This window comes from Kribbella sp. NPDC005582 (genome assembly GCF_040605415.1).
Lineage (GTDB): Bacteria > Actinomycetota > Actinomycetes > Propionibacteriales > Kribbellaceae > Kribbella.
The window spans coordinates 2,088,842-2,110,288 of sequence record NZ_JBEXCU010000001.1; the positions used below are offsets into that span (position 1 = coordinate 2,088,842).

General features: G+C 68.6%; 20 protein-coding genes. 10 read left to right on the top strand and 10 right to left on the bottom strand.

The window, feature by feature from the left end; translation table 11 throughout:
- Positions 1-128: 128 nt before the first annotated feature.
- Positions 129-872 (top strand): DUF5324 family protein, encoded by a 744-nt coding sequence (locus ABZS29_RS10395; protein WP_355460430.1) that lies wholly within the window; start codon positions 129-131, stop codon positions 870-872.
- 63 nt (positions 873-935) lie between these two features.
- On the opposite strand, the gene ABZS29_RS10400 is transcribed toward ABZS29_RS10395, so the two are convergent.
- The 3 genes from ABZS29_RS10400 to ABZS29_RS10410 all read right to left on the bottom strand — a co-directional run bounded on the left by ABZS29_RS10400 (position 936) and on the right by ABZS29_RS10410 (position 2,498).
- Positions 936-1,265 carry a hypothetical protein gene (locus tag ABZS29_RS10400; RefSeq protein ID WP_355460432.1) on the bottom strand — a complete coding sequence of 110 codons (330 nt, stop codon included), beginning with the start codon at positions 1,263-1,265 and terminating at the stop codon, positions 936-938.
- Between the two features lie 162 nt (positions 1,266-1,427).
- Positions 1,428-1,937: a methylated-DNA--[protein]-cysteine S-methyltransferase gene (locus tag ABZS29_RS10405; protein WP_355460434.1), complete on the bottom strand. Its 510-nt coding sequence runs from the start codon at positions 1,935-1,937 to the stop codon at positions 1,428-1,430.
- 12 nt (positions 1,938-1,949) lie between these two features.
- Positions 1,950-2,498 (bottom strand): rhomboid family intramembrane serine protease, encoded by a 549-nt coding sequence (locus tag ABZS29_RS10410; protein WP_355460436.1) that lies wholly within the window; start codon positions 2,496-2,498, stop codon positions 1,950-1,952.
- A 172-nt stretch (positions 2,499-2,670) separates the two neighbouring features.
- On the opposite strand from ABZS29_RS10410, the gene ABZS29_RS10415 reads away from it, so the two are divergent.
- The 3 genes from ABZS29_RS10415 to ABZS29_RS10425 all read left to right on the top strand — a co-directional run bounded on the left by ABZS29_RS10415 (position 2,671) and on the right by ABZS29_RS10425 (position 6,423).
- Entirely contained in the window at positions 2,671-3,339 is a 669-nt protein-coding gene (locus ABZS29_RS10415; protein WP_355460438.1) for a DUF4328 domain-containing protein, read from the top strand.
- Positions 3,340-3,544: 205 nt separating this feature from the next.
- A complete protein-coding gene (locus tag ABZS29_RS10420) occupies positions 3,545-5,653 on the top strand; it encodes a DUF4328 domain-containing protein (RefSeq protein ID WP_355460440.1) in 2,109 nt (702 codons plus the stop codon).
- 2 nt (positions 5,654-5,655) lie between these two features.
- Positions 5,656-6,423, top strand: a complete 768-nt coding sequence (locus ABZS29_RS10425) for a sugar phosphate isomerase/epimerase family protein (protein ID WP_355460442.1) — start codon at positions 5,656-5,658, stop codon at positions 6,421-6,423.
- Here the strand turns inward: ABZS29_RS10425 and ABZS29_RS10430 are convergent.
- Complete coding sequence (locus tag ABZS29_RS10430) at positions 6,410-6,967, bottom strand: TetR family transcriptional regulator (RefSeq protein ID WP_355460443.1); 558 nt, start codon at positions 6,965-6,967, stop codon at positions 6,410-6,412. The two genes, ABZS29_RS10425 and ABZS29_RS10430, sit on opposite strands and share 14 nt — an antisense overlap.
- Positions 6,968-7,043: 76 nt before the next feature.
- Between ABZS29_RS10430 and ABZS29_RS10435 the strand changes: the two genes are divergently transcribed.
- Both ABZS29_RS10435 and ABZS29_RS10440 read left to right on the top strand, forming a co-directional pair.
- Complete coding sequence (locus ABZS29_RS10435; RefSeq protein ID WP_355460445.1) at positions 7,044-8,225, top strand: NAD(P)/FAD-dependent oxidoreductase; 1,182 nt, start codon at positions 7,044-7,046, stop codon at positions 8,223-8,225.
- A 67-nt stretch (positions 8,226-8,292) separates the two neighbouring features.
- Positions 8,293-9,996, top strand: coding sequence for a M14 family metallopeptidase (locus ABZS29_RS10440; RefSeq protein ID WP_355460447.1), 1,704 nt, complete (start codon positions 8,293-8,295; stop codon positions 9,994-9,996).
- Here ABZS29_RS10440 and ABZS29_RS10445 read toward each other — a convergent pair.
- Entirely contained in the window at positions 9,982-11,004 is a 1,023-nt protein-coding gene (locus ABZS29_RS10445) for a LacI family DNA-binding transcriptional regulator (protein ID WP_355460449.1), read from the bottom strand. The genes ABZS29_RS10440 and ABZS29_RS10445 overlap by 15 nt on opposite strands.
- A 128-nt stretch (positions 11,005-11,132) precedes the next feature.
- Between ABZS29_RS10445 and ABZS29_RS10450 the strand changes: the two genes are divergently transcribed.
- Genes ABZS29_RS10450 through ABZS29_RS10460 form a run of 3 tightly spaced genes read left to right on the top strand, consistent with a single transcriptional unit; the run spans position 11,133 to position 15,706 of the window.
- A complete protein-coding gene (locus tag ABZS29_RS10450) occupies positions 11,133-12,626 on the top strand; it encodes an alpha-N-arabinofuranosidase (protein WP_355460450.1) in 1,494 nt (497 codons plus the stop codon).
- Between the two features lie 19 nt (positions 12,627-12,645).
- A complete protein-coding gene (locus ABZS29_RS10455) occupies positions 12,646-14,865 on the top strand; it encodes a family 43 glycosylhydrolase (RefSeq protein ID WP_355460451.1) in 2,220 nt (739 codons plus the stop codon).
- 1 nt (position 14,866) lies between these two features.
- Complete coding sequence (locus tag ABZS29_RS10460; RefSeq protein ID WP_355460453.1) at positions 14,867-15,706, top strand: glycoside hydrolase family 43 protein; 840 nt, start codon at positions 14,867-14,869, stop codon at positions 15,704-15,706.
- Here the strand turns inward: ABZS29_RS10460 and ABZS29_RS10465 are convergent.
- The gene (locus ABZS29_RS10465; protein ID WP_355460455.1) at positions 15,703-16,674 is read right to left on the bottom strand and encodes a hypothetical protein; all 972 of its coding nucleotides are present in this window, start codon (positions 16,672-16,674) and stop codon (positions 15,703-15,705) included. The genes ABZS29_RS10460 and ABZS29_RS10465 overlap by 4 nt on opposite strands.
- Before the next feature lie 33 nt (positions 16,675-16,707).
- The gene (locus tag ABZS29_RS10470; protein WP_355460456.1) at positions 16,708-18,087 is read right to left on the bottom strand and encodes a PLP-dependent aminotransferase family protein; all 1,380 of its coding nucleotides are present in this window, start codon (positions 18,085-18,087) and stop codon (positions 16,708-16,710) included.
- 69 nt (positions 18,088-18,156) lie between these two features.
- Here ABZS29_RS10470 and ABZS29_RS10475 point away from each other — a divergent pair, with 69 nt between their 5' ends.
- Positions 18,157-18,837: a pyridoxamine 5'-phosphate oxidase family protein gene (locus ABZS29_RS10475; RefSeq protein WP_355460458.1), complete on the top strand. Its 681-nt coding sequence runs from the start codon at positions 18,157-18,159 to the stop codon at positions 18,835-18,837.
- Here ABZS29_RS10475 and ABZS29_RS10480 read toward each other — a convergent pair.
- From ABZS29_RS10480 to ABZS29_RS10490, 3 genes are all read right to left on the bottom strand, one after another.
- Complete coding sequence (locus ABZS29_RS10480) at positions 18,834-19,613, bottom strand: ABC transporter permease (RefSeq protein ID WP_355460459.1); 780 nt, start codon at positions 19,611-19,613, stop codon at positions 18,834-18,836. The genes ABZS29_RS10475 and ABZS29_RS10480 overlap by 4 nt on opposite strands.
- Positions 19,613-20,548: an ATP-binding cassette domain-containing protein gene (locus ABZS29_RS10485; protein WP_355460460.1), complete on the bottom strand. Its 936-nt coding sequence runs from the start codon at positions 20,546-20,548 to the stop codon at positions 19,613-19,615. The genes ABZS29_RS10480 and ABZS29_RS10485 overlap by 1 nt, the downstream gene beginning before the upstream one ends.
- 121 nt (positions 20,549-20,669) lie before the next feature.
- Positions 20,670-21,194 carry an EXLDI protein gene (locus ABZS29_RS10490; RefSeq protein ID WP_355460462.1) on the bottom strand — a complete coding sequence of 175 codons (525 nt, stop codon included), beginning with the start codon at positions 21,192-21,194 and terminating at the stop codon, positions 20,670-20,672.
- Positions 21,195-21,447: the final 253 nt, after the last annotated feature.

Genomic DNA, 21,447 nt, shown 5'->3' on the forward strand with positions numbered 1-21,447 from the left:
GACGCCATCGATCCTGTCACGTCCACGCAAGATTCCGTGGTACCGGGGGTTTGACAGGTGGGTACGGATACGATGCAGATGAGACCGGATTTGTCCAGAGCGGTATCAGTTGCGTCCATGGAGGAATTGTGGGTTTGAGGAAGTCCAAGGGCCGGATCGACATCGCGAAGGACCGGGTCCGGCCGTTCGCCGAGACGGCATCGGAGAAGCTCGGCCCGGCCGTGGGCACTGCACGGGAGAAGGTGTCGCCGTACGCCGAGAAGGCTGTCGAGCGGGGTGCGCACCTGGCCCACGTGGCGGTCGAGAAGGCCGGACCGCGGATCGACGACGCGTTGTCGAAGGTCGGACCGGCCACCGAGCACGCGGCCGAGAAGGCCCGCGAGCGGTTCAACGACGACGTGCTCCCGAAGGTGTCCGCGGCGCTCGCGTCGCTGGCAGCGGCGGCCGAGCCGGTCATCGAGGAGAGCTCGCGTCGCGGCAAGGCCACCAAGGCCGCGCTGCGCGGTGAGCTCGAGGTGCCGAAGAAGAGCCACAAGCTCCGCACGGCAGTGCTGCTGCTCGGCTTCGGCGCGCTGGCCGCCGCGGCCGTGAAGAAGCTGCTGACGCCGCCGGAGCCGGCCTGGCAGTCGACGCCGACCAGCGGCCGTGACTACAGCTCTGCCGCGGCCCCGCGCCCGGAGAGCTCGAACGGCCACACGGCCCCGAAGCAGGACACGCCGAAGCCGGAGGCTCCGAAGGCGGAGACCCCCACGGCCGAGACCAAGGCTGAAGAGACCAAGCCGGCCGACGAGGTCAAGGCCGCGTCGAACGGCACGGCCAAGAAGGCCCCCACCCCGAGGAAGTCGACGGAGAGCAAGCCGTCGGACTCCTGAGCTAACACCGCAATCACGAAGGGCCGCTTTCCAGGTGGGAAGCGGCCCTTCGCGGTGTTCGGATCAGGTGGCGGTGGTGTCCGCCGGCTCGGGGTGCGGACCGCCGGCCATCGTGTAGCGACCCGCGGAGAGCAACTGGCTGGCGTAGCGGTGGGTGATGCAGGGATACGTGCCGCCGCAGTGCGTGCAGAGCGCGTGGTTGCGGTGCATCCAGGGCAGGATGCCGAACCGCTTGGTGCGAGTGAGTGGTTCGCGGTCCGGCGCGTGGGTCTGCATCGCCTCGCGCGCGGCGTCCTGGATTTCGGGAGCGGACCACTCCTCGGCGCTCTTGTCCATCAGCGCGCTCAGGTCGGGGTGGGGGTGGGGGTGGGCGATCGTACGAGTCTTCGTCATATGGGCGTCTTCCGAGGCAGGAGGTGGCCGCGACTGAATCGCTCACTTCAAACGTGACGATCCGATCGCTGTTAGCAACGGTAGTCCTGTGATGTCCAACGAGGCGCGCCGCACGAGGCTATGTCGGTGTCAGATCTTCGTCAGGTTTCGCTGCGTGTCTGCTCAGGACCACAGGGTCTCGAGGCTGACCCGGGCCTCGAGCTCGAGTAGATGCCGTTTGGTCGGGATCCCACCGCCGAAGCCGACCATCTTCCCGCCGGCCCCGACGACCCGATGGCAGGGCACCACGATCGGCAGCGGATTGCGGTTGCAGGCGGTCCCGACGGCTCGGGACGCACCCACGTCCTTCGCCACGATCTTCGCGACATCGCCGTACGTCTGCATCTCGCCGTACGGGATCTTGGAGAGCTGGGTCCAGACAGCGCGCTCGAACTCCGTGCCGCTGCGCACTGACAGCGGCAGGTCGAATTCCTGCAGCTCACCGGCGAAGTACGCCGCGAGCTGCTCGGCGGTCCGGGTCAGCAGCGGATCCGACTCCGCCGGCCGGTCGAGCCGCTGGCGTTCGGGGCGGCGGGGCGGGGAAGGTATCTGAAAAGCCACCCGGCACAAGCCGGTCTCGTCCACGGCGAGCGACAGCTCCCCGATCGGTGAGTCGACCACAGACCAGCGCATGACACCCATCTTCTACGGCGCCACCGACAATTTCTGCCGCATCAGGAACGCCAGCAGGATCCCGAGCAGCGCGGGGAGCCCGTGGTTGTCGTGCAGGACCGTGCCGACGACAGCCAGCACGGGGACCGCGATCGCCATGATCCGGAGGTGGGGCTGCACGGCAAGACCCGCGGGTGGCCGCAGAGCGACGTACGCGAGTGCGCCCAGCAGCCCGGCGCAGCACATCGAGTTCCCGGCTCCGACGGGGTTCAGCCACAGGTAGCTCATCAACTGACCGAACAGGCCGCAGCCGAAGTACAGCACCAGCCAGCGCCCCCGCCCGAACACTCGCTCGGCGACCGAGCCCAGCACCGCGAGGAGGATCAGGTTGGTGATCAGTCCGGCCGCCCAGCCGTCCTGGAAGAACATGGCCGTCACCAGCCGGTACCACTGCCCATCGTTGATCCGAGCCGGGTCGCGCACCACGACGTCGTACAGCGGGCGGTGCAGCAACTGCGCGATCCCACAGGCCAGGGTCACCACGAACACCGCCGCAGTCAGCCACGGCCTCCGCTGCGTCATGTCGAAAATCTAGAGCCGGTACGGCGTCCGCTCCTCCGACGTTTGTCACGAAACACCAGCGAGCGGCGACATGATGTTCTCGCCCGGTCACGCGGAGTTGTGCTACATCTGATCCATGCCGAGCCGGCCGCCGCAACCGCCGCTGGACCGATGGTTCAGTTCCGAGCGAACGATGGGCCTGGCAGCTTCCGTGCTGATCGGGATCGTCACGCTCACCACCTGGGCGACCACCTGGTCGGACTGGTACTCCTTCCGCACGGTCGAGCGGTACGGCGACGATCCGGACCGGCTCGCGGAGGCGGACCTGTTCTCCGGGTCGCTGGGGATCGTGTCGGGGATCGCGCTGTTCGCGGCGGCCGCGGTGTTCATCGTCTGGCTCTGGCGAGTCCGGTGGAACGCGGAGATGTTCTGCCGCGGCGAGCACCGGTTCACCCGTGGCTGGGTGCTCGGCAGCTGGATCTGCCCGGTGGTGAACCTCTGGTACCCCAAGCAGGTGGTGGACGACATCGTTGCGGCCAGCGATCCGCAGACGCCGCCGCACACCGAGTCGCTGCGCGACCTGCCGGGCACGCGGCTGGTCTGGGCCTGGTGGTTGACCTGGGTGGTCGGTCTGGTGTCGGGCAACATCGTGCAGCGCGGTGTCCTCGCCGGGGCGACAACGGTCGGCGAGCTGCGGACCAACGTGATCCTGTCGACGATCTCGGCGCTGTCCACCTCGGCTGCCGCGGTGCTCGCCGTCCAGCTGATCGCGCGCATCGACGACCTGCAGACGAACCGGCCCTGGGTGCCGTGGTGGTCGGTCGATCAGGCGCAACAGGGGTTCCAACCTCCTGCGCGGTAAACCAAACCGTTACACCGTGTCGAATTCCTCGTTACATGAGGTGATGGCCGTACGAAAAGAACACGTTAAGTCGACACCCTCCGTGCTGGGACCGGCTCCCTTGGCATACCTACTTCGTGGTATCAATGTGGCTCGGTCATGCGGGGGCAGGTTCTGGCCGAACCGACTAACAGACGGAGTTCCGGCAACGCGAGGGACGCACGACGTGAGCCACCCGCAACCCACAGTTCTGTCATCCGTACAGAGCCCAGACGATGAGTGGCAGCCGCACGCGACTGAAGAGTTCCAGCAGGTAGGAACGGTCGGCAAGATCGCGATCGGACTGCTGGGCGCGTCGACTGTCACGCACCTGCTCTCCACCTGGTCCGACTGGAACACGTACTCCGTGGTCCACCGCTACCTGGGTGGGATGCCGAACGTCGACGACGCGGACCTCAACCGGGCCGACGCGATCGCCAAGGTCACCGCGATCCCGAACGTGATCATCTCGGTCGCGGCCGCGGTCGTCTTCGTCATCTGGTTGTGGCGCTCCCGGGTCAACTCCGAGGTGTTCTGCCAGGCCGACCACCGCCGCAGCCACGGCTGGGTGCTGGCGAGCTGGTTCGTGCCCGGCCCGAACCTCTGGTACCCGAAACAGATCGTCGACGACGTCTGGCTCGCGAGCGATCCGAAGACTCCGGTCTACACCGACGACCTGCGCCGATTCAGGCCGCCGGCCCTCACCTCCGTGTGGTGGGTCGCCTGGATCGGCGCTCTCACGTTCGACGTCGTCGTCCGCCGCTTCCTGATGTGGATGGAGGCGACCGTCGGCTCCCTGCGCGGGATCGCCTTCGCCGGTACGGCGTCGCTGCTGCTGACCGCGGTGTCGGCCGTGGCCGCGACCCTGGTCATCCGCAAGATCACCGCGATGCAGACCGAGCGCGAGTGGACCCCGTGGTGGGACCAGCGCGAGCCGAAGCTGACCGCGGTCCCGACCTACGCCAACGACGACACCGACGAGCAGCCGGCCATCGCCGAGCCGATCGCCACCTCGGCCCAGGTCGGTCTCGCCTCGTCGCCGACCCGCCGGCTCGAGCGGCAGCCGGAGCTGCAGCTCGCCGGCGGTGGCGCACCCGCCAGCCCATTCGCTGCGCCGGCCGGGCCCGGTCCGCTGGGCGGCAGCTCGCTCCCGGCGGCTGAGGCAGGTCCGGTGGCCGGTAGCCCGTTCGCGGCCGCCGCGAGCGCGTTCCCCGGGGACGGCGCGGCCGCCTTCCACGGCGGTAGCCCGTTGGAGCCTGCGGAAGAGGCGCCCAAGTGGAGCCCGTTCGCACCGGCCCCGGCGGAGAGCTGGCACGACAACAACCAGTCCGTCGACGCCGGCCCGGCCACCGAGCAGTTCGACGCGGTGTCGACCTGGCAGGACGACACCAGCAGCACGGCCGAGCAGACGGCGTACCAGCCGCTCAAGCCGTCCTGGAGCGAGTTCCTCAACAACCCGGCCGACGAGGACCCGCTGGCCGCGGCCAAGAGCCGGTGGATGAGCGACGAGCCGGCGCAGACCACCGTCCAGCCGGATCCGTACGCGTACCAGCCGCAGCAGCAGGCCGACCCGGAGCCGTCCTGGGCGAGCAGCTACGCCGAGCCGTACACGTCGTACGAGACGACGTCGGACTACCTGACTTCGACGGCCTCGCCGTCGATCGAGCCCGCACCCGAGCCTGAGCCCGCGCCCGTTGCGCGCGCTGGTCGCAGGGCCGCTCGGGTCGCGGTGGACAGCCCGTCGGTGATCCACTCGACGGAGTCGCACAGCGTCTACCCGCCGTCGCACGAGCCGGCCTCCAGTGGGTACTACGAGCCGACGCCGCCGCCGGACGACTTCCTGACACCGTCGAAGCCGCTCCCCTCGGTCCCGCAGTACGGGCCGGAGCCGTCGTACAGCCCGGAGCCTGCGACGACGTACGGCTCGGAGTACGGGAGCTCGTCGTACGAGTCGTCCAGCTACCCGTCGTACGAGACGCCGGCGACGGAGTACACCTCGTCGTACAGCTCGGACTCGGAGTACACGAGCTACGACGCGGGCCAGTACGGGTACAACTCGGACTACACGAGCAGCGCGTACGAGCCGTCGACCCCGTCCTACGACTCGTACAGCCCGACCTCGTACAGCGGCTCGGACTACTCGAGCAGCACCGAGCCCACGCCGTCGTACGACAACTACGGCTACAGCAGCGAGACCTATGGGCAGCAGCCGGCGGAGTACGCGCCGGAGGAGCCGCCGTCGGAGCAGGAGCAGCCCACCGGTCCGCGGACCCACCCGCGCCGGCGCTGGACCTGATCGTGCCGCTCGCCTTCTCGACCCTGGGGTGCCACGGTGCACCCCTGGACGACGTCCTGAAGCTTGCCCTCAGCAACAAAGCGACCGGTCTCGAGCTGCGCGCCGCGCCCGAGGAGTTCACCCACACCGGGCTCTCCGCGGCTGAGCGGCGCGAGCTGCGTGACCGGATCGAGGACGCCGGTCTCGAGATCCTCGCGGTCAGCAGCTACGTGAAGCTCTGCGCGGTCGAGGAGCAGCCGCTCGAGGCGCACCTCGAGCTCGCCGCCGACCTGGGCGCCCGTGGCGTCCGCGTCTTCCCCGGAGACGAAACCGATACGGCGGACTCCCCCAGCGCCGGCGAATTCCGGGCACTGGACCGGATCGCGACCGCGCCGAAGGAAGCGCGGATCCTGCTGGAGACCCACGACTCGCACTCGGCCGGCCGGAAGATGGCCGCCCTGCTGAGCCTGATCGACTCGAACGTCGCCGGGCACAACGTGCGGGTGATCTGGGACAGCGCGCATACCTGGTCGCACGGCGAGACGCCGGCCGAGTCCTTCGCGCTGCTGCAGCCGTGGCTGGAGTTCGTTCAGATCAAGCAGAGCGACTCGACGCAGAACTATCGACCGGTGGCGATCGAGGACGGCGACTTCCCGATCCAGGACCTGCTCCGGGCGCTCGAAGGCACCGACTACCCGCTCTCGCTCGAGTGGGAGACCAAGTGGCACCCGCACTTGCCTCCGCTCGAGGAGACGCTGCCCGCGGTTGCCCACTGGCTCACTCCGCGCTGAGCGGTGCCGTCAGGTAGTGCGTGATCGTCGGCGCGAGGAAGGCGACAGCCTGGTCCGCCGTCAGTGCGGTCACAGGTGGCAACTGCAGGATGTAGCGGCACAACGCGAAGCCCAGAGCCTGCGTGGCGACCAGTCCGGCCCGTAGCGCGGGCTGATCCACGGCCAAGCCGGCCAGCGTCGGAGCCAGCTGAGTGGCGAACACGTGCCGCATCCGCTCGGCCGCGCTCTCGTTGGTCGCCGCGGTCCGCAGCAGCACCCGGAAGGTGTCGTCCTCCTCCCACCGCGCGACCAGGTGCCGAACCAGCGTCGTACCGACCTCGGCAGCCGGTACGCCGCTCACATCGGGGAGCCGGATATCGAATTCGGCCGCTTCGGCGAACAGCTTCTCCTTGCTGCCGAAGTACCGGATCACCATCGCCGGGTCGATCGCCGCGTCGGCCGCGATCGCGCGCACCGTGGCGCGCTCGTAGCCGTCGGCGCCGAACCGCTCGCGGGCCGCGGCCAGGATCCCCGCTCGCGTCCGCTCGGACTTCCGTTGTGCCATGGCTGCAGCATATGCCAACAGCTGTTGACTTCCGTGCTATCGTCGAAGTCAACAAGCGTTGATAAAGGAGGCAGGGATGACCGTCGATGTCGTCGTCGTAGGGGCAGGCCCGGTCGGGCTCGCCGCGGGTGCCGCACTCCGGCAGCACGGGCACAGCGTCGTGGTCGTCGACCGGCTGGCCGCCGGGGCGAACACCTCGCGGGCCGCGGTCATCCATGCCCGGACGCTTGAGGTGCTCAAGCAGATCGACGTTGCGGACCGCCTGATCGAGCTGGGACTGCCGCTGCAGGACTTCACGATCCGGGAGGGTGACCGGGTGCTCGTGCCGGTCAGCATGCGGGAGCTGCCGTCCGACTACCAGTTCACGCTCATGATCCCGCAGCCCGTCACCGAGCAGGTGCTGCTGGATCGGCTGATCGAGCTCGGCGGGGAGGTGCTGCGGCCGCGGAGCGCTGTCGCGCTGACCCAGGACGACGCCGGTGCCCACGTCACGCTCGACTCCGGTGAAGTCATCGACGCGAAGTACGTCGTCGCCGCCGACGGTATGCACAGCACGATCCGCGAGCTCGCCGGGATCACCATGCCTGGTGACACGCTCTCACTGTCCTGCAGCCTGGTGGACGTTCGCGTCGATGCCGGCCTGCGCACCGACGAGGTCGCCCTGTACTTCGGTTCGGCCGGGCTGCTCGTGGTCGCACCGTTCGCGGACGGCTCGTTCCGGCTGGTCGCCGAGGTGGCCGAGGCGCCGGAGCATCCGGACCTCGCGTACGCCCAGCGGCTGCTCGCCGAGCGCGGCCCGCGGACCGGCGCGCCGAAGGTGACCGAGGTCGTCTGGGGATCGCGGTTCCGGATCCATGAGCGGGTGGCAGACAGCTATCGCGCCGGTCGAGTGCTCCTGGCCGGCGACGCGGCCCACACGCACAGCCCGGCCGGCGGCCAAGGCATGAACCTCGGTCTGCGTGATGCGATCGCCCTCGCCGACGCGATCTCCGTCGCGCTGAAGGCGGATGGACGGGCCTCTGACGCGTCCACTTCGGGTGCCCTCGCCTCCGGCGACGAGAGTCTCGATCGGTATGCCGAGCAGGCTCGTGCCGAAGCCGTCCGCGTCATCGCGCTCGCCCACCGGCTGACCCGGCTGGCCAATGTGCCGCGTCCGGTCCGGCCGCTGCGCAACGCCGTACTGCATCTGGTGGCCGGCTCGCACTCGGCGACCCGCGGTCTGGCGAAGCAGCTCGCCGGGCTGAGCGACGAAGGTTAGCCCTCGCCGCGCGGCCAATCGCTTCCCCGGGACCGAAGCGACCTCTAGTCTCCAGTTACCGCATGCAATGCCTCAACTACTGGAGGTCATCGTGTTCCGTCCCGCCCGATGGACTCGACTCGTTCCCCTCGCACTGGCGGCCGTCCTCGCCGTCGGTGCCGGGAGCCAACTGCCTGCCACCGTGCAGGCCTCGGCGCCACCGGACCGCAAGGCCGTGGCAGAGCAGAACGACGAGCTGATCCAGCTGCTCCGGGTCAACACCCCGACGCAGTCCGACCGCAAGCGACTGACCAGCCTGGATCTCGACCAGGCCGAGTCGGCCGGACCGACGTACACCGATATTGTTGCCTATGGCAAGAGTGATCTCCGGCTGCTGAGACTGGCCGGGTTCACCTGGTCGGTGCTGGAGGACGACCTCGAGGGCGCTGATCGCGAGCGTGAGAAGGCCGACGCGGAGTACGCGAAAGCCGTGCGTAACAAGGCGGTTCTGGCCACCTTGCCGAGCGGGCGGACGGCGTACCGGCAGCTGGCCGACTTCACCAGCAACCTGGCGAGCCTGGCGCAGCAGTACCCAACCACGGCGAAGCTGATCACCCTCAAGGAGAAGTCGCTCGAGGGCCGGGCCGTGCAGGGCCTGGAGATCTCGCACGACGTCGCGACCAGCAGCGGCAAGCCGGTCTTCCTGATGATGGGTCTGCACCACGCCCGCGAGTGGCCGTCGGGTGAGCTGACCATCGAGTTCGCCTACGACCTGCTGAAGAACGACGGCAGCGACACCCGGATCACGAACATCCTGGAGAAGTCCAAGGTGATCATCGTCCCGGTGGTGAACCCGGACGGCTTCAACCTCAGCCGCACGTTGGGCTACGAGATGAAGCGGAAGAACTGCCGGATCACCAATGGTCAGATCCCGACCGCGGGTCAGTGCGCGCAGTCGTCGAACCAGTCCCGCGGTGTCGACCCGAACCGGAACTACTCCGGCTTCTGGGGCGGTCCGGGCGCGTCGACCAGCCTGACCTCGGAGACCTACCGCGGGGCAAGCGCGTTCAGTGAGCCGGAGACCCGCAACATCCAGGCGCTGGTCTCCGCGCATCAGGTGACCACGCTGATCACCAACCACACGTACTCGAACCTCGTCCTGCGTGAGCCGGGCTATGCCGCGGCCGCGAACACTCCGGACGAGACGATGTACAAGGCGCTCGGTGACCAGTTGGCCGCGCAGAACGGCTACACCAGCCAGAAGGCCTACCAGTTGTACGACACCACCGGCACTACCGAGGACTGGTCGTACTACGCGACCGGCGGGCTCGGGTTCACCTTCGAGCACGGGGCGAGCAGCTTCCACCCGGCCTTCTCGAACGTCGTGAACTACTACAACGGCTCCGGCAGTACGGCGGGCAAGGGCAACCGTGAGGCGTACCTGATCGCGGCCGAGTCCACGATCAACCCGGCCCGGCACTCGGTCGTCACCGGGACCGGCCCGGCCGGCGCCGTACTGCGGTTGAAGAAGTCGTTCACCACCAAGACGTGGAACGGCACTCAGCTGCCCGACGTCCTCGAGACCACGATGACGGTGCCCGCGGGTGGCACCTACACGTGGCACACCAACCCGTCGACGCGGCCGATCACCATCCAGAACGGCGGCGGCACGGAGTCCTGGACGCTGACCTGTGAACGTCCGAGCGGTCAGGTGCTCGAGACCCGCTCGATCACCGTCGCCCGCGGCGGCAGTGTCACCGCCAACCTGACGGCCTGCTCAGCGGCTTTCTGAGCCAGCCGTCGATTCGCGAATCTCCAATGTGTAAGGGACGGTGAGGGTGCGTCGAGCATCCTCACCGGTCCCGGCGATCCGCTCGAGGAGCAGGCTGACGGTCTGCTCGGCCAGCCACTCCTTGTCCGGCGAGATCGTGGTCAGCGACGGCGAGTGGTACCGGCCGTCCTCGATGTCGTCGAAGCCGACCACGGCCACATCGTCCGGCACCGACAACCCAGCGTCAGCCAAGGTACGCAAAGCGCCGAGAGCCAGCAGATCGTTGAAGCAGAACACCGCGTCCGGCGGCTCGGGCAACTCCAGCAGCGCACGCATCGAGGCCGCACCGTCCAGGCGGTGGTAGCCCGTCCCGGCCAGTTCGAGTGCCGGATCGTGCGGTAGTCCGGCCGCCTTCAACGCCTTCCGATACCCACGACGCCGTACGGCGCCTGTGCCCGACGCGCCGCCGCCACCAACACCGATCGCGGCGATCCGCTGTCGGCCGAGTGAGATCAGGTGGGTGGTCGCGTCGTACGCCGCTTGGACGGAGTCGACCGCGACGTGGTCGAAGGTGCCGCCGGTGGTGCGCTCACCGAGCAGGATGAGCGGCTTGCCGCTTCCCACCGCCGCGCTGATCTTCGCCGGTGAACTGGTGATCGGGGAGAAGACGATGCCGTCGATCAGCTGGCCGCGCATCCCGTCGAGCACCATCTGCTCGGCGGCCGGCTCGCCCTCGGTCTGCTCGATCAGTACGGTGATGCCGCGCTTCTTGGCCGCCCGGGAGAAGGCGGCCCCGAGCTCGGCGAAGTACGGCGAAGCCATCTCCGGGATCGCCAGCGCGATGAAGTCGGAGCGGCCTTTGCGCAGCGACCGGGCGCTGACGTTCGGCCGGTAGTCCAGGTCGGCGATCGCGGCCTCGACCTTGGCCCGGGTGTGCGCGGTGATGTGCGGGTAGTCGTTGATGACGTTCGAGACCGTCTTCACCGACACCCCGGCGCGCGCCGCCACATCGCTCAGCCTGGTCGCCATAAATACCTCCTCGTGCAGACCTGTCGCCCGAGTGTGCCACGCTCGCCGGGCCCGAACTCTTTACCGCGGAAGTCAATCGTTGTAAGAATCCCGGTAAACGTTGTAATGCTCGTTCAGCAGGAGGTTTCATGCCGCGGCTCGTGGTGGATCCGGCTTTCGTCGTCGGCGCGCTGGACCGGCGGTTGTTCGGCTCGTTCGTCGAGCACATGGGCCGTTGCGTCTACACCGGCATCTACGAGCCCGGGCATCCGGCCGCCGACGCCGACGGCTTCCGGACCGATGTGCTCGAGCTGGTGCGCGAGCTCGGCGTGACCGCCGTCCGCTATCCCGGCGGCAATTTCGTCTCGAACTACGACTGGGAGGACGGCGTCGGGCCGAAGGACCAGCGGCCGCGCAAACTCGATCTGGCCTGGCGGGCGATCGAGCCGAACCAGTTCGGCACCGACGAGTTCATGGCCTGGGCCGGCAAGGCCGGCGTCGAACCGGTCTGGGCGGTCAACCTCGGTACCCGCGGGATCAAGGAGGCGGTCGAGCTGCTCTCCTACACCAACCTTCCGGCCGGGACCGAGCTCCCCGATCGCCGCGTCGCGAACGGCCACGAGGCGCCGTACGGGATCACGGTGTGGTGCCTCGGCAACGAGATGGACGGGCCCTGGCAGATCGGCCACAAGACCGCCGAGGAGTATGCGCGGCTGGCCGAGGAGACCGCGAACGCGATGCGCCGCGTCGATCCCGGCCTCGAGCTGGTGGCCTGCGGATCGAGCAACAGCGGGATGCCGACGTTCGGTGAGTGGGAGCGGGTCGTCCTCGAGCGCACCTACGAGCTGGTCGATCACATCAGCCTGCACGCGTACTACGAACCTCGCGACGGCGACCAGGCGAGCTTCCTGGCCGCGGCCGAGGAGATGGACCGGATGATCGCGGCGGTGATCGCGACGACCGACCACGTCAAGGCGCTCAAGCGCAGTACGAAGGAGATCACGCTCTCCTTCGACGAATGGAACGTCTGGCGCCAGCAGGACTTTCCCGGTGAACTCGGCCTCGGCATCCGCGAGGTGAGCCCGCTGATCGAGGACACCTACACGGTCGACGATGCGGTCGTCGTCGGCAGCCTGCTGATCACGCTGCTGCGGCACGCGGACCGGGTGAAGATCGCTTGCCTCGCGCAACTGGTCAATGTGATCGGCCCGATCCGGACCGAACCCGGCGGCCGCTCGTGGCGGCAGACCATCTTCCATCCGTTCGCTCTGACCGCCCAGTACGCCGGTCCGACCGTGCTGCAGACCGCGATCAGCGACGGGCCGGAGATCGACACGGCCGCGTTCGGCCGGGTGCCCGCGCTGTGGAGCACCGCGACGTACGACGAGAGCACCGGCGAGATCGCGATCTTCGTGGTGAACCGGAGCGAGACCGACAAGATCGACCTGGAGATCCCGGCCGGCGGTGGCCTGCGGGTCGCCCGGCACCTGGCCCTGTACGACGACGACCGTACTGCCGTGAACACCGCCGACGAACCGGACCGGGTGGTGCCCCGGGTGATCGAGGGGACCGGGATCGTCGACGGCGTCTGCACCGCCACGCTGCCGCCGGCGTCGTGGCATCTGATTCAGCTCACCGTGTGATTCGAGAGGGGACCCGCCCGTGCCTTCGAAACGCCTCCTGGCCGCAGCGCTCGCTGTCGCCGCGGTCGCCGCTGGTACGTCGGCGGCCGCGACCGCCGCGCCGCCACCGCCGACCACCACCAACGCGATCTCGTCGAGCTTCGCCGACACCTTCGCCGACCCGTCGATCATCCAGGGCCGCGACGGCTACTGGTACGCCTACGCCACCTCGGATCCTCTGGTCGCCAATGGTCCGTTCGGGCTGATGCACATGGCGCGGACCAAGGACTTCAGCTCCTGGGAGTACCTCGGCACGGTCTTCAACGACCAGACCAAGCCGTCCTGGGCCGCGCCCGGCTCGTTCTTCTGGGCACCGGACATCCGCTACTTCGACGGCAAGTACGTCATGTACTTCACGGTCACCGACACCTTGGCCAACCCCGGGAGTGACTTCGCGATCGGTGTCGCCACCGCGCCGACGCCGACCGGGCCGTGGACTGCTTCGGACGGGCCGGTGGTCACGCCGAAGTCCGACGGCAACGGCGGCTTCTACAACACTATCGACCCGGCGCTGCTGACCGCGGCCGACGGTAAGCGCTACATGTACTACGGCGGTTTCTACGGCGGCATCTCGGTCACCGAACTGAGCGCCGACGGAATGCACGCGGTCGGCGAACCGACCCAGGTGACCATCGGCGACCGCTACGAAGGCTCGTACGTCGTCTACCGCGACGGCTACTACTACCTGATGGCGTCGTCGATGAACTGCTGCGCCGGCCCGACCACCGGCTACTCGGTCTTCGCCGGCCGCTCGCGCTCCCCGAAGGGTCCGTTCCTGGACGCCGACGGCGTCGCGATGACGGAGTCCCGCGTCGGTGGGACGACGGTCATCACGCAGAACGGCAACAAGTGGATCGGTCCCGGGCACCACGCGTTCCTGACGGACGCCGCGGGGCAGGATCACATCGTCTATCACGCGATCGACCGCAATCAGGCGTGGCTGACCGACCCGTTCGGCATCAACCGGCGGCCGATGCTGATCGATCGGATCGACTGGATCGACGGCTGGCCGCGGACCCGCGCGGGTGCCGGTCCGTCCGAAGGTTCAGTGCCGGCGCCGGTCACGGGCTCCGGTCTGGGGATTGACGCCACGGACCCGGCCGGTGGTCTTCAGTTCGCGGCGCGGCGTCCTGGTGACGCGCTCGGCGGACCGACCGCGGCGATCTCCGGGGGCGCGCAGACTCGCAAGTCCGCTCCGGGTGGTTCGATCCGGGTCGAGGCTGATGTTCGGTTGGGCTCGTCGTTCAGCACGGTGCTCGGTGGACATCAGGTCGTCGCAGCGGTTGCCCAGGGCAAGGTCACGGTGGCGGCAGGGCGTCGTGCGGCGTCCGCTCCGTTGCCGGCGGACTTCGATCGAAGCCAGTGGAACAAGCTGATCGTCCAGGTGTCGGGGTCCACGGTGACCGCTCGCGTCAACGATGCCGGGTTGGGCGACGTGTACGCCGAGGCGCAGGTCGTCGTACCGGGTTTGAAGCTGGCTGCGGCGCCCGTGCGGTGGCTCGGGTCGGCGGAGGTGGACAACCTGACCGTGCGCCCGGTGGCGCCGCCGGTACGACGGATGGCCGCCGTACCGAGGACTGGGAAGCTGCTCGCTGGTGACGACTTCGACGGTCCGTTGGGCGCGGACTGGTCGTGGGTGCGCAAGGACGACAAAGCAGTAGTTGCCGACGGCAAGTTGTCGTGGCCGTTGGAGAACGCGGACCTGGTCGGCAGCGGGAACAATGCCGGGCTGCTGTTCCACAACACTCCGGCGGGAGACAGTTGGATCGCGGAAACGAAGCTGCACCTCGACACCGGGTCCGGCGACGTCCGCAACTATCAGCAGGCCGGGATGATCGCGTACCTGAACGACAGCGACTTCGCGCGGCTCGGCAACGTCGCGATCTGGAAGACGCGGCAGATCGAGTACGGCCGCGAGTTGGTGGCTCGGGCGTCGGACGGCGCGACGAGTTATGGCGGCGCTGCGATCGGTCGCTCGGCGCCGACACAGTGGATGCGGCTGGCGTACCACCAGAACGCGGCCGGCGAGCACGTCTATCAGGCCGGGACCAGCGTGGACGGCAAGCACTGGACCTGGGGTGCGGCGTGGGTGCTGTCGGCCCCGGCGAAGCTCGGGCTCTTCGCGCACGGTGAGTTCACCGGCGCGAACCCGGCGCCGGTCGCGACGTTCGACTACCTGCGGTTCTACGAGAGCAAGTGACATGGAGGTCTACGCCGGCAACTTCGCCGACCCGTTCGTCCTGGCCGTAGGCGATATCTTCTACGCCTTCGCGACGAACGGCCCGCTCGGCAACGTGCAAACGCTCAGGTCCACCGACCTGCAGTCCTGGCAGCCCGTCGGCGACGCGCTCCCCACGTTGCCGGCGTGGACCACCCCCGGCCGCGTCTGGGCCCCCGAGGTAGTTGCCCATGGCCCCGACCGCTACCTCATGTACTACACCTCCGCCGACGTGGCCACCGGCCACCAGGCGATCGGCGTCGCTGTCGCCACGACCCCCGAAGGTCCCTATGTCGACAAATCTATTCATCCCCTGATCAGCCAGGCCGACGAAGGCGGCTCGATCGACGCCTCGCCCTTCCGCACCTACCTCTACTGGAAGAACGACGGCAACGCCATCGGCGTCGACACCTGGATCTACGCCCAGCAGCTCTCCCCCGACGGCCGCACCCTGGCCGGCCCGGCCCACCGCCTCATCAAACAAGACCTCCCCTGGGAAGGCACCCTCGTCGAGGCCCCCTACGTTGTCGAACGCAACGGGCGCTTCCACCTCTTCTACTCCGCCAACGCCTTTGACCGCCCGGAGTACGCCGTAGGTCACGCAGTCGGTCCGACCCCGCTCGGCCCCTTCGTCAAGTCCGGCGACCCGATCCTCGCGGGCCCCGGCGGCCCAGGCCACAACATGGTCCTGTCCACCGGCGGCCACGACTACTTCGTCTACCACGCCTGGGATCCCGCCCAGGTAGGTACCGACCCCCGCGGTCGCACCATGCACATCGCCGAACTCACCTGGTCCGGCGACACTCCTGTCGTACAGGTCTAGCTGCAGTCCCAGGTGACTGGTTGGTTGGTGAAGGTGTCGGTGCCGTAGAGCCGGCGGGTGTTGGTGATGGCGGCGGGGGCGATGCCGGAGGCGCCGCCGGGGTCCTTTTGCTCTAGTGGGCGGAGGCCTTGGCCGGTGATGGCGGCGTTGGTGCCGATGAGGATGTCGCCGCGGTCGTTGACGGCCGTGGCTTTACCGGGAGCAACGGTGGTTGCTGGTGTGGCGGGGGTGGTGAGGTCCCAGCGGACGGCTTGGCCGGCGTCGGTGCCCACGGCCGTGCCGTTGCGGACGGCGGTTGCTTCAGGGTGGTCGCCGGTGGCGGGGAGTGGGTGGACCGTGCCGTCGGGGCGCCAGAGAACCGCGCTCTGGGCGAGGACGTGGGCGTTGTCCCAGTCCCAGTTCTGGACGGTGCCCACCACGGTGCCGTCGTCGTCGATGTCGTTCGCGACCGCGTGGTTGAAGCCGGCCGGGATCGGGAGGACGCGGGGCTCGTTGGTCGCGCTCCAGACCACTGCGTGACCGTTCTGGCCGTTCGCGTCGGAGGCGTGGCCGACGGTCAGTCCGTGGGCGTTGTCGATCGCGGTCACGCGGGCGTCGGCGTACCCGGCGGGTGTCGGGAGTGCTTCGGCGACGCCGTCGCGGTAGCGGAAATTCCCCGTGTCGCTGCTGATCAGGATCTGGCCGTCGTCACTGGCATCCACTGCCTGCACCCAATCGCCGCTCACGCCGAGCTGGGTCGGTACGCCGTCGTGCCAGCGGACAATGCTCTGTCGGCCGTCGCTCCGCGCACCGGACCCCACGACGAACCGTCCGGCCGGTGCGGCCCCGGATGCGCCGACTCCGGTCAGACCGGATGCCGTCGCCAGCGGGCGCTGCAGACACGGCGCGGCCGGTGCCGCGTGGGCGAACTGCGGTGCCAAGAGCGGGAGGGCGAGAGCGAGGAGTGCGAGGCCGGCGCATCGAGTCATGTCCTGAGAGTCGCAGGAAGCTGGTGCACAGCTTCAGCTCTTCGATCCTGCTCGAATCAGGACTTCGGTCAGGATCCCAAGGGCCTGGTGCAGGTCCTCTGTGGTGGGGGTGGCGTAGCCGATGACGAGGCCGGGTGGGCCGGGCACAGTACGGCGGTAGTCGGAGAGGGCGGCGACGGCGACACCGGCTTCGCGGGCTTGAGCGGAGACCGCGCGGTCGTCGATGTGGTCAGGCAGGAGCAGGGTGATGTGCAAGCCGGCGTCTTGGCCGATCACGCGGCCGTAGGGGGCGAGGACGGAACACGTGTGGGTACGGCGTTCGGCGTACCGGCGGCGGTGTTTGCGGATAGCTTGGTCGAGGTAGCCGTCGCGGAGCATGGCGAGCAGGGCAGCCTGCATCGGCCAGCCGGGCCAGTCGCCGGAGTTCGCGCGGAAGGTGGCGAGGCGGTCGACGGTGGTGTCGGACGCGACCAGCCAGCCGAGGCGGAGTGCCGGGCTGAGTGTCTTCGACAGCGTGCCGAGGTGGACGACGCGGTCCAGGTCGAGTTGGGCGAGCGCCGGCAGCGGCGCGACGTCGAACCGGAACTCACTGTCGTAGTCGTCCTCGATCAGCATCGCCCCGGTACGGCGGGCCCACCGGATCAACTCGTTGCGTCGGGCAACTGGTAGCCGGCCGCCGAGCGGGTACTGATGCGACGGCGTCACGTAGACCGCGGCGAGATCGTCGGTGAGCGCCGATACCCGCAGCCCGTCCCGATCGACCGGTACGTCGACGATCGTGAGCCGGTGATCCATCGCGGCGGCGACCGCGTTCAGGTAGCCTGGGTCCTCGATCGCGATCCGGTCCCCCGGCTGCCGCGTCACCCCGAGCAGCAGCCGCAACCCGTGCACGGTTCCGTTGGTGACCAGGATGTTCTCCGGTCCGCACGCAATCCCGCGCACCCGGCCGACATGTTCGGCCAGCGCCGTCCGCAACGCGGGCAGGCCGGCGGCATCGTCGTACCCGCGAGGTGGGGACTGCGTCGACACCTCCCGCCACGCGCGCCGCCACCCCGGATCGGGTGTCGGGTCGATGAACGGGATCCCCGGCCGCAGCGTGAGCAGCTCACGGTCGAGGGTGCGGTCGACCGTCGTACGGCGTCGCTCGGTCGGCCGCAGTGGCGCAACATCCGTCACGAACGTGCCCGCGCCGGTCCGCCCTTCGATCCAGCCCTCCGCATGCAGCTGGTCGTACGCCGCCTGCGCCACCGCCCGCGAGACCCCGAGCTGCTTCGCGAGATCCCGAGTCGATGGCAACCGATGCTCGGCCTGCAACCGCCCGTCCACCACCGCCGCCCTGAACTGCTCGGCGAGCTGCAGATGCAGCGGCGTACCGGCGGTGCGATCGATGACCAGCGGGAGTGAACTCTGCACGAATGGACTACCTGATTCCGTCGGGAATGGACCGTGCCAGCATGCCACTCCCGGCCTGACGCTGGAGCTATGACGATCACGCCGCTGCAACCGACCGCTCGGACCGCACTGCGCCGCAGCAAGGAGCGGGCCGCCACGGACCGCCAGGCCCTGTACGACGTCCTGGCCGAGGGGATGTTCTGCCATCTCGGAGTCGTGGTGGACGGGGCGCCGCTGGTGCTGCCGACGGCGTACGGGGTGGACCTGAATCGCGGACCGGACGGGACCTTGTACCTGCACGGGTCCGTGGCGGCGCGGAGTGTGGTGGCGGCGCCGGAGCAGACAGTCTGTGTGACGGTGACGCACGCGGACGGGTTGGTGCTGGCGCGGTCGGCGTTCCATCACTCGGTGAACTACCGGTCGGCGGTGATCTTCGGCGTACCTCGGCTGGTGACGGATGCGGACGAGAAGCTCGCCGGGCTCAACTGCATCGTCGATCACCTGGTGCCGGGGCGGTCGTCGGCGACGCGACCGCCGAATCGCAAGGAGCTGGCCAAGACCTCGGTGCTCGCGCTCGCACTCACCGAGGCGTCGGTGAAGACCCGCTCCGGTGAGGCGAACGACGAACCCGAGGACCTGGACCTCCCGCACTGGACGGGCGTGCTGCCGCTCCGGGTGGTGGCCGACGAGCCGGTGACGAACTCCGACTGTGACCTGCTGGTCCCGGCGCACGTTCGCACCCGGGCCAACCTGCTCGGCGCACCGTCCTAGGCCGCGGTGCCCTTGTTGTAGCTCTTCTGTGCCCAGAAGTAGCCGACGATCGTGATCGCGATGCACCAGGCGACCGCGAGCCAGCCTGAGCCCGACTCCATCGGCGTACCGAGCAGCAGGTGCCGCAGCGAGTCGATGATCGGGGTGAACGGCTGGTACTCGGCGAACCACCGGATGCCGCTCGGCATCGACTCCAGCGGCAGAAAGGTGTTGCTGAGGAACGGCAGCACGAAGCTGATCGGGAGCACGACGTTGCTGGCGCCCTCGGCCGTCTTGCTGATCAGGCCGAGTGCGATCGCGAACCAGGTGAGCGCGACGGTGACCAGGATCAGCAGCCCGGTCGCGAGCAGCCAGTCCCCGACTGATGCGTTCGGCCGGAACCCGATCAGGACCGCGAAGCCGACCACGAGCGCCAGGCTGACGACGGTCAGGATCACGTTGCCCAGCACGTGTCCGGTCAACACGGCCGGCCGATAGATCGCCATCGTGCGGAAGCGGGCGACGATGCCCTCGGTCATGTCGACGGCGGCGCCGATCGCGGGGGACATCGTCCCGGACGCGATCGACATCAACAGCAGCCCCGGCGTCAGGAAGTCGATGTAGTCGAAGCCGCCGCCGAGTCCGGCCGAGAAAGTGTCGCCGAAGACGAGACCGAACAGCAGCAGCATGACGATCGGCATCCCGACCGCTCCGATCGCGAGCGACGGATAGCGCAACGAGTGCCGCAGGTTGCGGCGCAACAGGGTGGCGGTGTCGGCGACGGCGTACGTGCTCATCACTGGGCTACTTTCTGGTCGGAGTTGGTGACGGCGAAGAAGACGTCGTCGAGGTCGGGGGTGTGGACGGTGAGTTCGCTGACGTCGAGCGAGGACTCCTCGATCCGGGTCAGCAGGTCGCGGAGTGCGTGCACGCTGCCGTCGTTCGGCACCTGCAGGGTGAGCGCCTCGGCATTCGCCAGCGCGGTCGGCAGCGCCTGGCCGGCGAGCGTGAACTCCGCCGGCGAGTTGAACCGCAGCTGGACATGCCCGCCGGGCACGAGCCGCTTGAGCTCCTCCGGCGTCCCCTGCGCGACCAGCCGCCCCTGATCCAGTACGGCGATCCTGTCGGCGAGCTGATCAGCCTCTTCCAGGTACTGCGTCGTGAGCAGGACCGTGACGCCACTGGCGACGAGCTCCCGGATCATCGACCACATGCTGTGCCGGCTGCGCGGGTCGAGACCCGTGGTCGGCTCGTCGAGGAAGATGATCCGCGGGTCGCCGACCAGCGTCATCGCCAGGTCGAGCCGGCGCTTCATGCCACCGGAGTAGGTCATCGCGAGCTTGCCGCCCGCCTCGACCAGGTCGAACTGCTCGAGCAACCGGTCGGCCCGTTCCCGCCCGGCCCGGCGGCCGAGGTGGTACAGGTCGGCCATCACGATCAGGTTCTCGCGGCCGGTGAGCAGGCCGTCGACCGCCGAGAACTGGCCGGTGACGCCGATCGCGGCGCGGACCGCGTCCGGGTCGGCACTCAGGTCGTGCCCGGCCACCCGGATCCGGCCGGCGTCGGCGGTGATGAGCGTGGACAGGATCTGGACGGCGGTGGTCTTGCCGGCGCCGTTCGGGCCGAGCAGGGCGAAGATGGTGCCTTCGGCCACCGTCAGGTCGATCCCGTCGAGGACGAGTTTGTCGCCGTAGGACTTGTGCAGTCCGAGGGCTTCGATCGCTGCAGACATGACGAGTTCCTGTTTCCGGGCAGGCTGCCGCCGCCCTGGGGTGTGGTGTGGGTGTAAGAGGGTGTGCGAGACCCACCGGCCGACCAGATGGTCGCCGGGTAGTTCGGTGCTCAGGAAGGGACTAGATGTCGAGGTCCTCCACCGCGGGCTGGTCGGCGGCCATCTCGACCAGTGCGTAGAGGTCGTCCGGGATCAGGTCGCGCAGTTCCTCGACGGTGTCGACCACGTCGAGGGTGGCTTCGCCCTGCGCCATGCTCCAGGACTGGTCGGTGCTCCAGTTGCCGACCCAGGACCGCCAGCCGGTCAGGTACTTCTCGTCGTCGGCGCCCTGGGTGAACTTCGCGCTGCGGTCGGCGTGCAGCACGAACTTCCCGGTCCGGCTGCGGTACACCTTGAAGGCCTCGTAGCCCGAGCTGCTGGATCGGCCGCCTTCGGCGAGCAGCACCCCGGAGAAGCGTTGCTTACGTCCGGAGCCGCGTCCGACCCGGACGGTGATCTCGTCGTACCCCTCGAGCCGGCCCTCCTCGAGCTCGACGTACTTGCGCAGGGCGACCGAGATCGCCGAGGACAGATTGCCGGCCAACTCCTGGGCGCGCTTGTAGAGCGGCAGGTCGTCGTCCGACACGTAGATCGTCTTGTTCGGCATGGGTACAACTATACGCATAGCTGTACGTAGAGCGCCAGACTGAGATGAACAGTGTGGAAAGAGCAGGTGCCAAAACCCGATTTATCCACAGATTTGGGCCCCTTGGCGGTGGAAACGGTGGAAAACCTGGGTGCAAGCTGGGGATAAGTCGGCCGAAACGGTGTGCACAGCTGGGGATACGGGTGTGGATAACTTCGAGCCGGAGCTGTGATCCACAGGCCGACTCTAATTCAGTCTGTGATGAATTAGGGGC

What these genes read in the sequence shown, in the direction of transcription:
- ABZS29_RS10440 (WP_355460447.1), top strand. Translation starts at nt 8,293, where the DNA reads ATGCCTCAACTACTGGAGGTCATCGTGTTCCGTCCCGCCCGATGGACT.
- ABZS29_RS10400 (WP_355460432.1), bottom strand. Translation starts at nt 1,265, where the DNA reads ATGACGAAGACTCGTACGATCGCCCACCCCCACCCCCACCCCGACCTG.
- ABZS29_RS10485 (WP_355460460.1), bottom strand. Translation starts at nt 20,548, where the DNA reads ATGTCTGCAGCGATCGAAGCCCTCGGACTGCACAAGTCCTACGGCGAC.
- ABZS29_RS10475 (WP_355460458.1), top strand. Translation starts at nt 18,157, where the DNA reads ATGACGATCACGCCGCTGCAACCGACCGCTCGGACCGCACTGCGCCGC.
- ABZS29_RS10415 (WP_355460438.1), top strand. Translation starts at nt 2,671, where the DNA reads ATGGGCCTGGCAGCTTCCGTGCTGATCGGGATCGTCACGCTCACCACC.
- ABZS29_RS10460 (WP_355460453.1), top strand. Translation starts at nt 14,867, where the DNA reads ATGGAGGTCTACGCCGGCAACTTCGCCGACCCGTTCGTCCTGGCCGTA.
- ABZS29_RS10430 (WP_355460443.1), bottom strand. Translation starts at nt 6,967, where the DNA reads ATGGCACAACGGAAGTCCGAGCGGACGCGAGCGGGGATCCTGGCCGCG.
- ABZS29_RS10435 (WP_355460445.1), top strand. Translation starts at nt 7,044, where the DNA reads ATGACCGTCGATGTCGTCGTCGTAGGGGCAGGCCCGGTCGGGCTCGCC.
- ABZS29_RS10450 (WP_355460450.1), top strand. Translation starts at nt 11,133, where the DNA reads ATGCCGCGGCTCGTGGTGGATCCGGCTTTCGTCGTCGGCGCGCTGGAC.
- ABZS29_RS10405 (WP_355460434.1), bottom strand. Translation starts at nt 1,937, where the DNA reads ATGCGCTGGTCTGTGGTCGACTCACCGATCGGGGAGCTGTCGCTCGCC.
- ABZS29_RS10490 (WP_355460462.1), bottom strand. Translation starts at nt 21,194, where the DNA reads ATGCCGAACAAGACGATCTACGTGTCGGACGACGACCTGCCGCTCTAC.
- ABZS29_RS10445 (WP_355460449.1), bottom strand. Translation starts at nt 11,004, where the DNA reads ATGGCGACCAGGCTGAGCGATGTGGCGGCGCGCGCCGGGGTGTCGGTG.
- ABZS29_RS10410 (WP_355460436.1), bottom strand. Translation starts at nt 2,498, where the DNA reads ATGACGCAGCGGAGGCCGTGGCTGACTGCGGCGGTGTTCGTGGTGACC.
- ABZS29_RS10480 (WP_355460459.1), bottom strand. Translation starts at nt 19,613, where the DNA reads ATGAGCACGTACGCCGTCGCCGACACCGCCACCCTGTTGCGCCGCAAC.
- ABZS29_RS10465 (WP_355460455.1), bottom strand. Translation starts at nt 16,674, where the DNA reads ATGACTCGATGCGCCGGCCTCGCACTCCTCGCTCTCGCCCTCCCGCTC.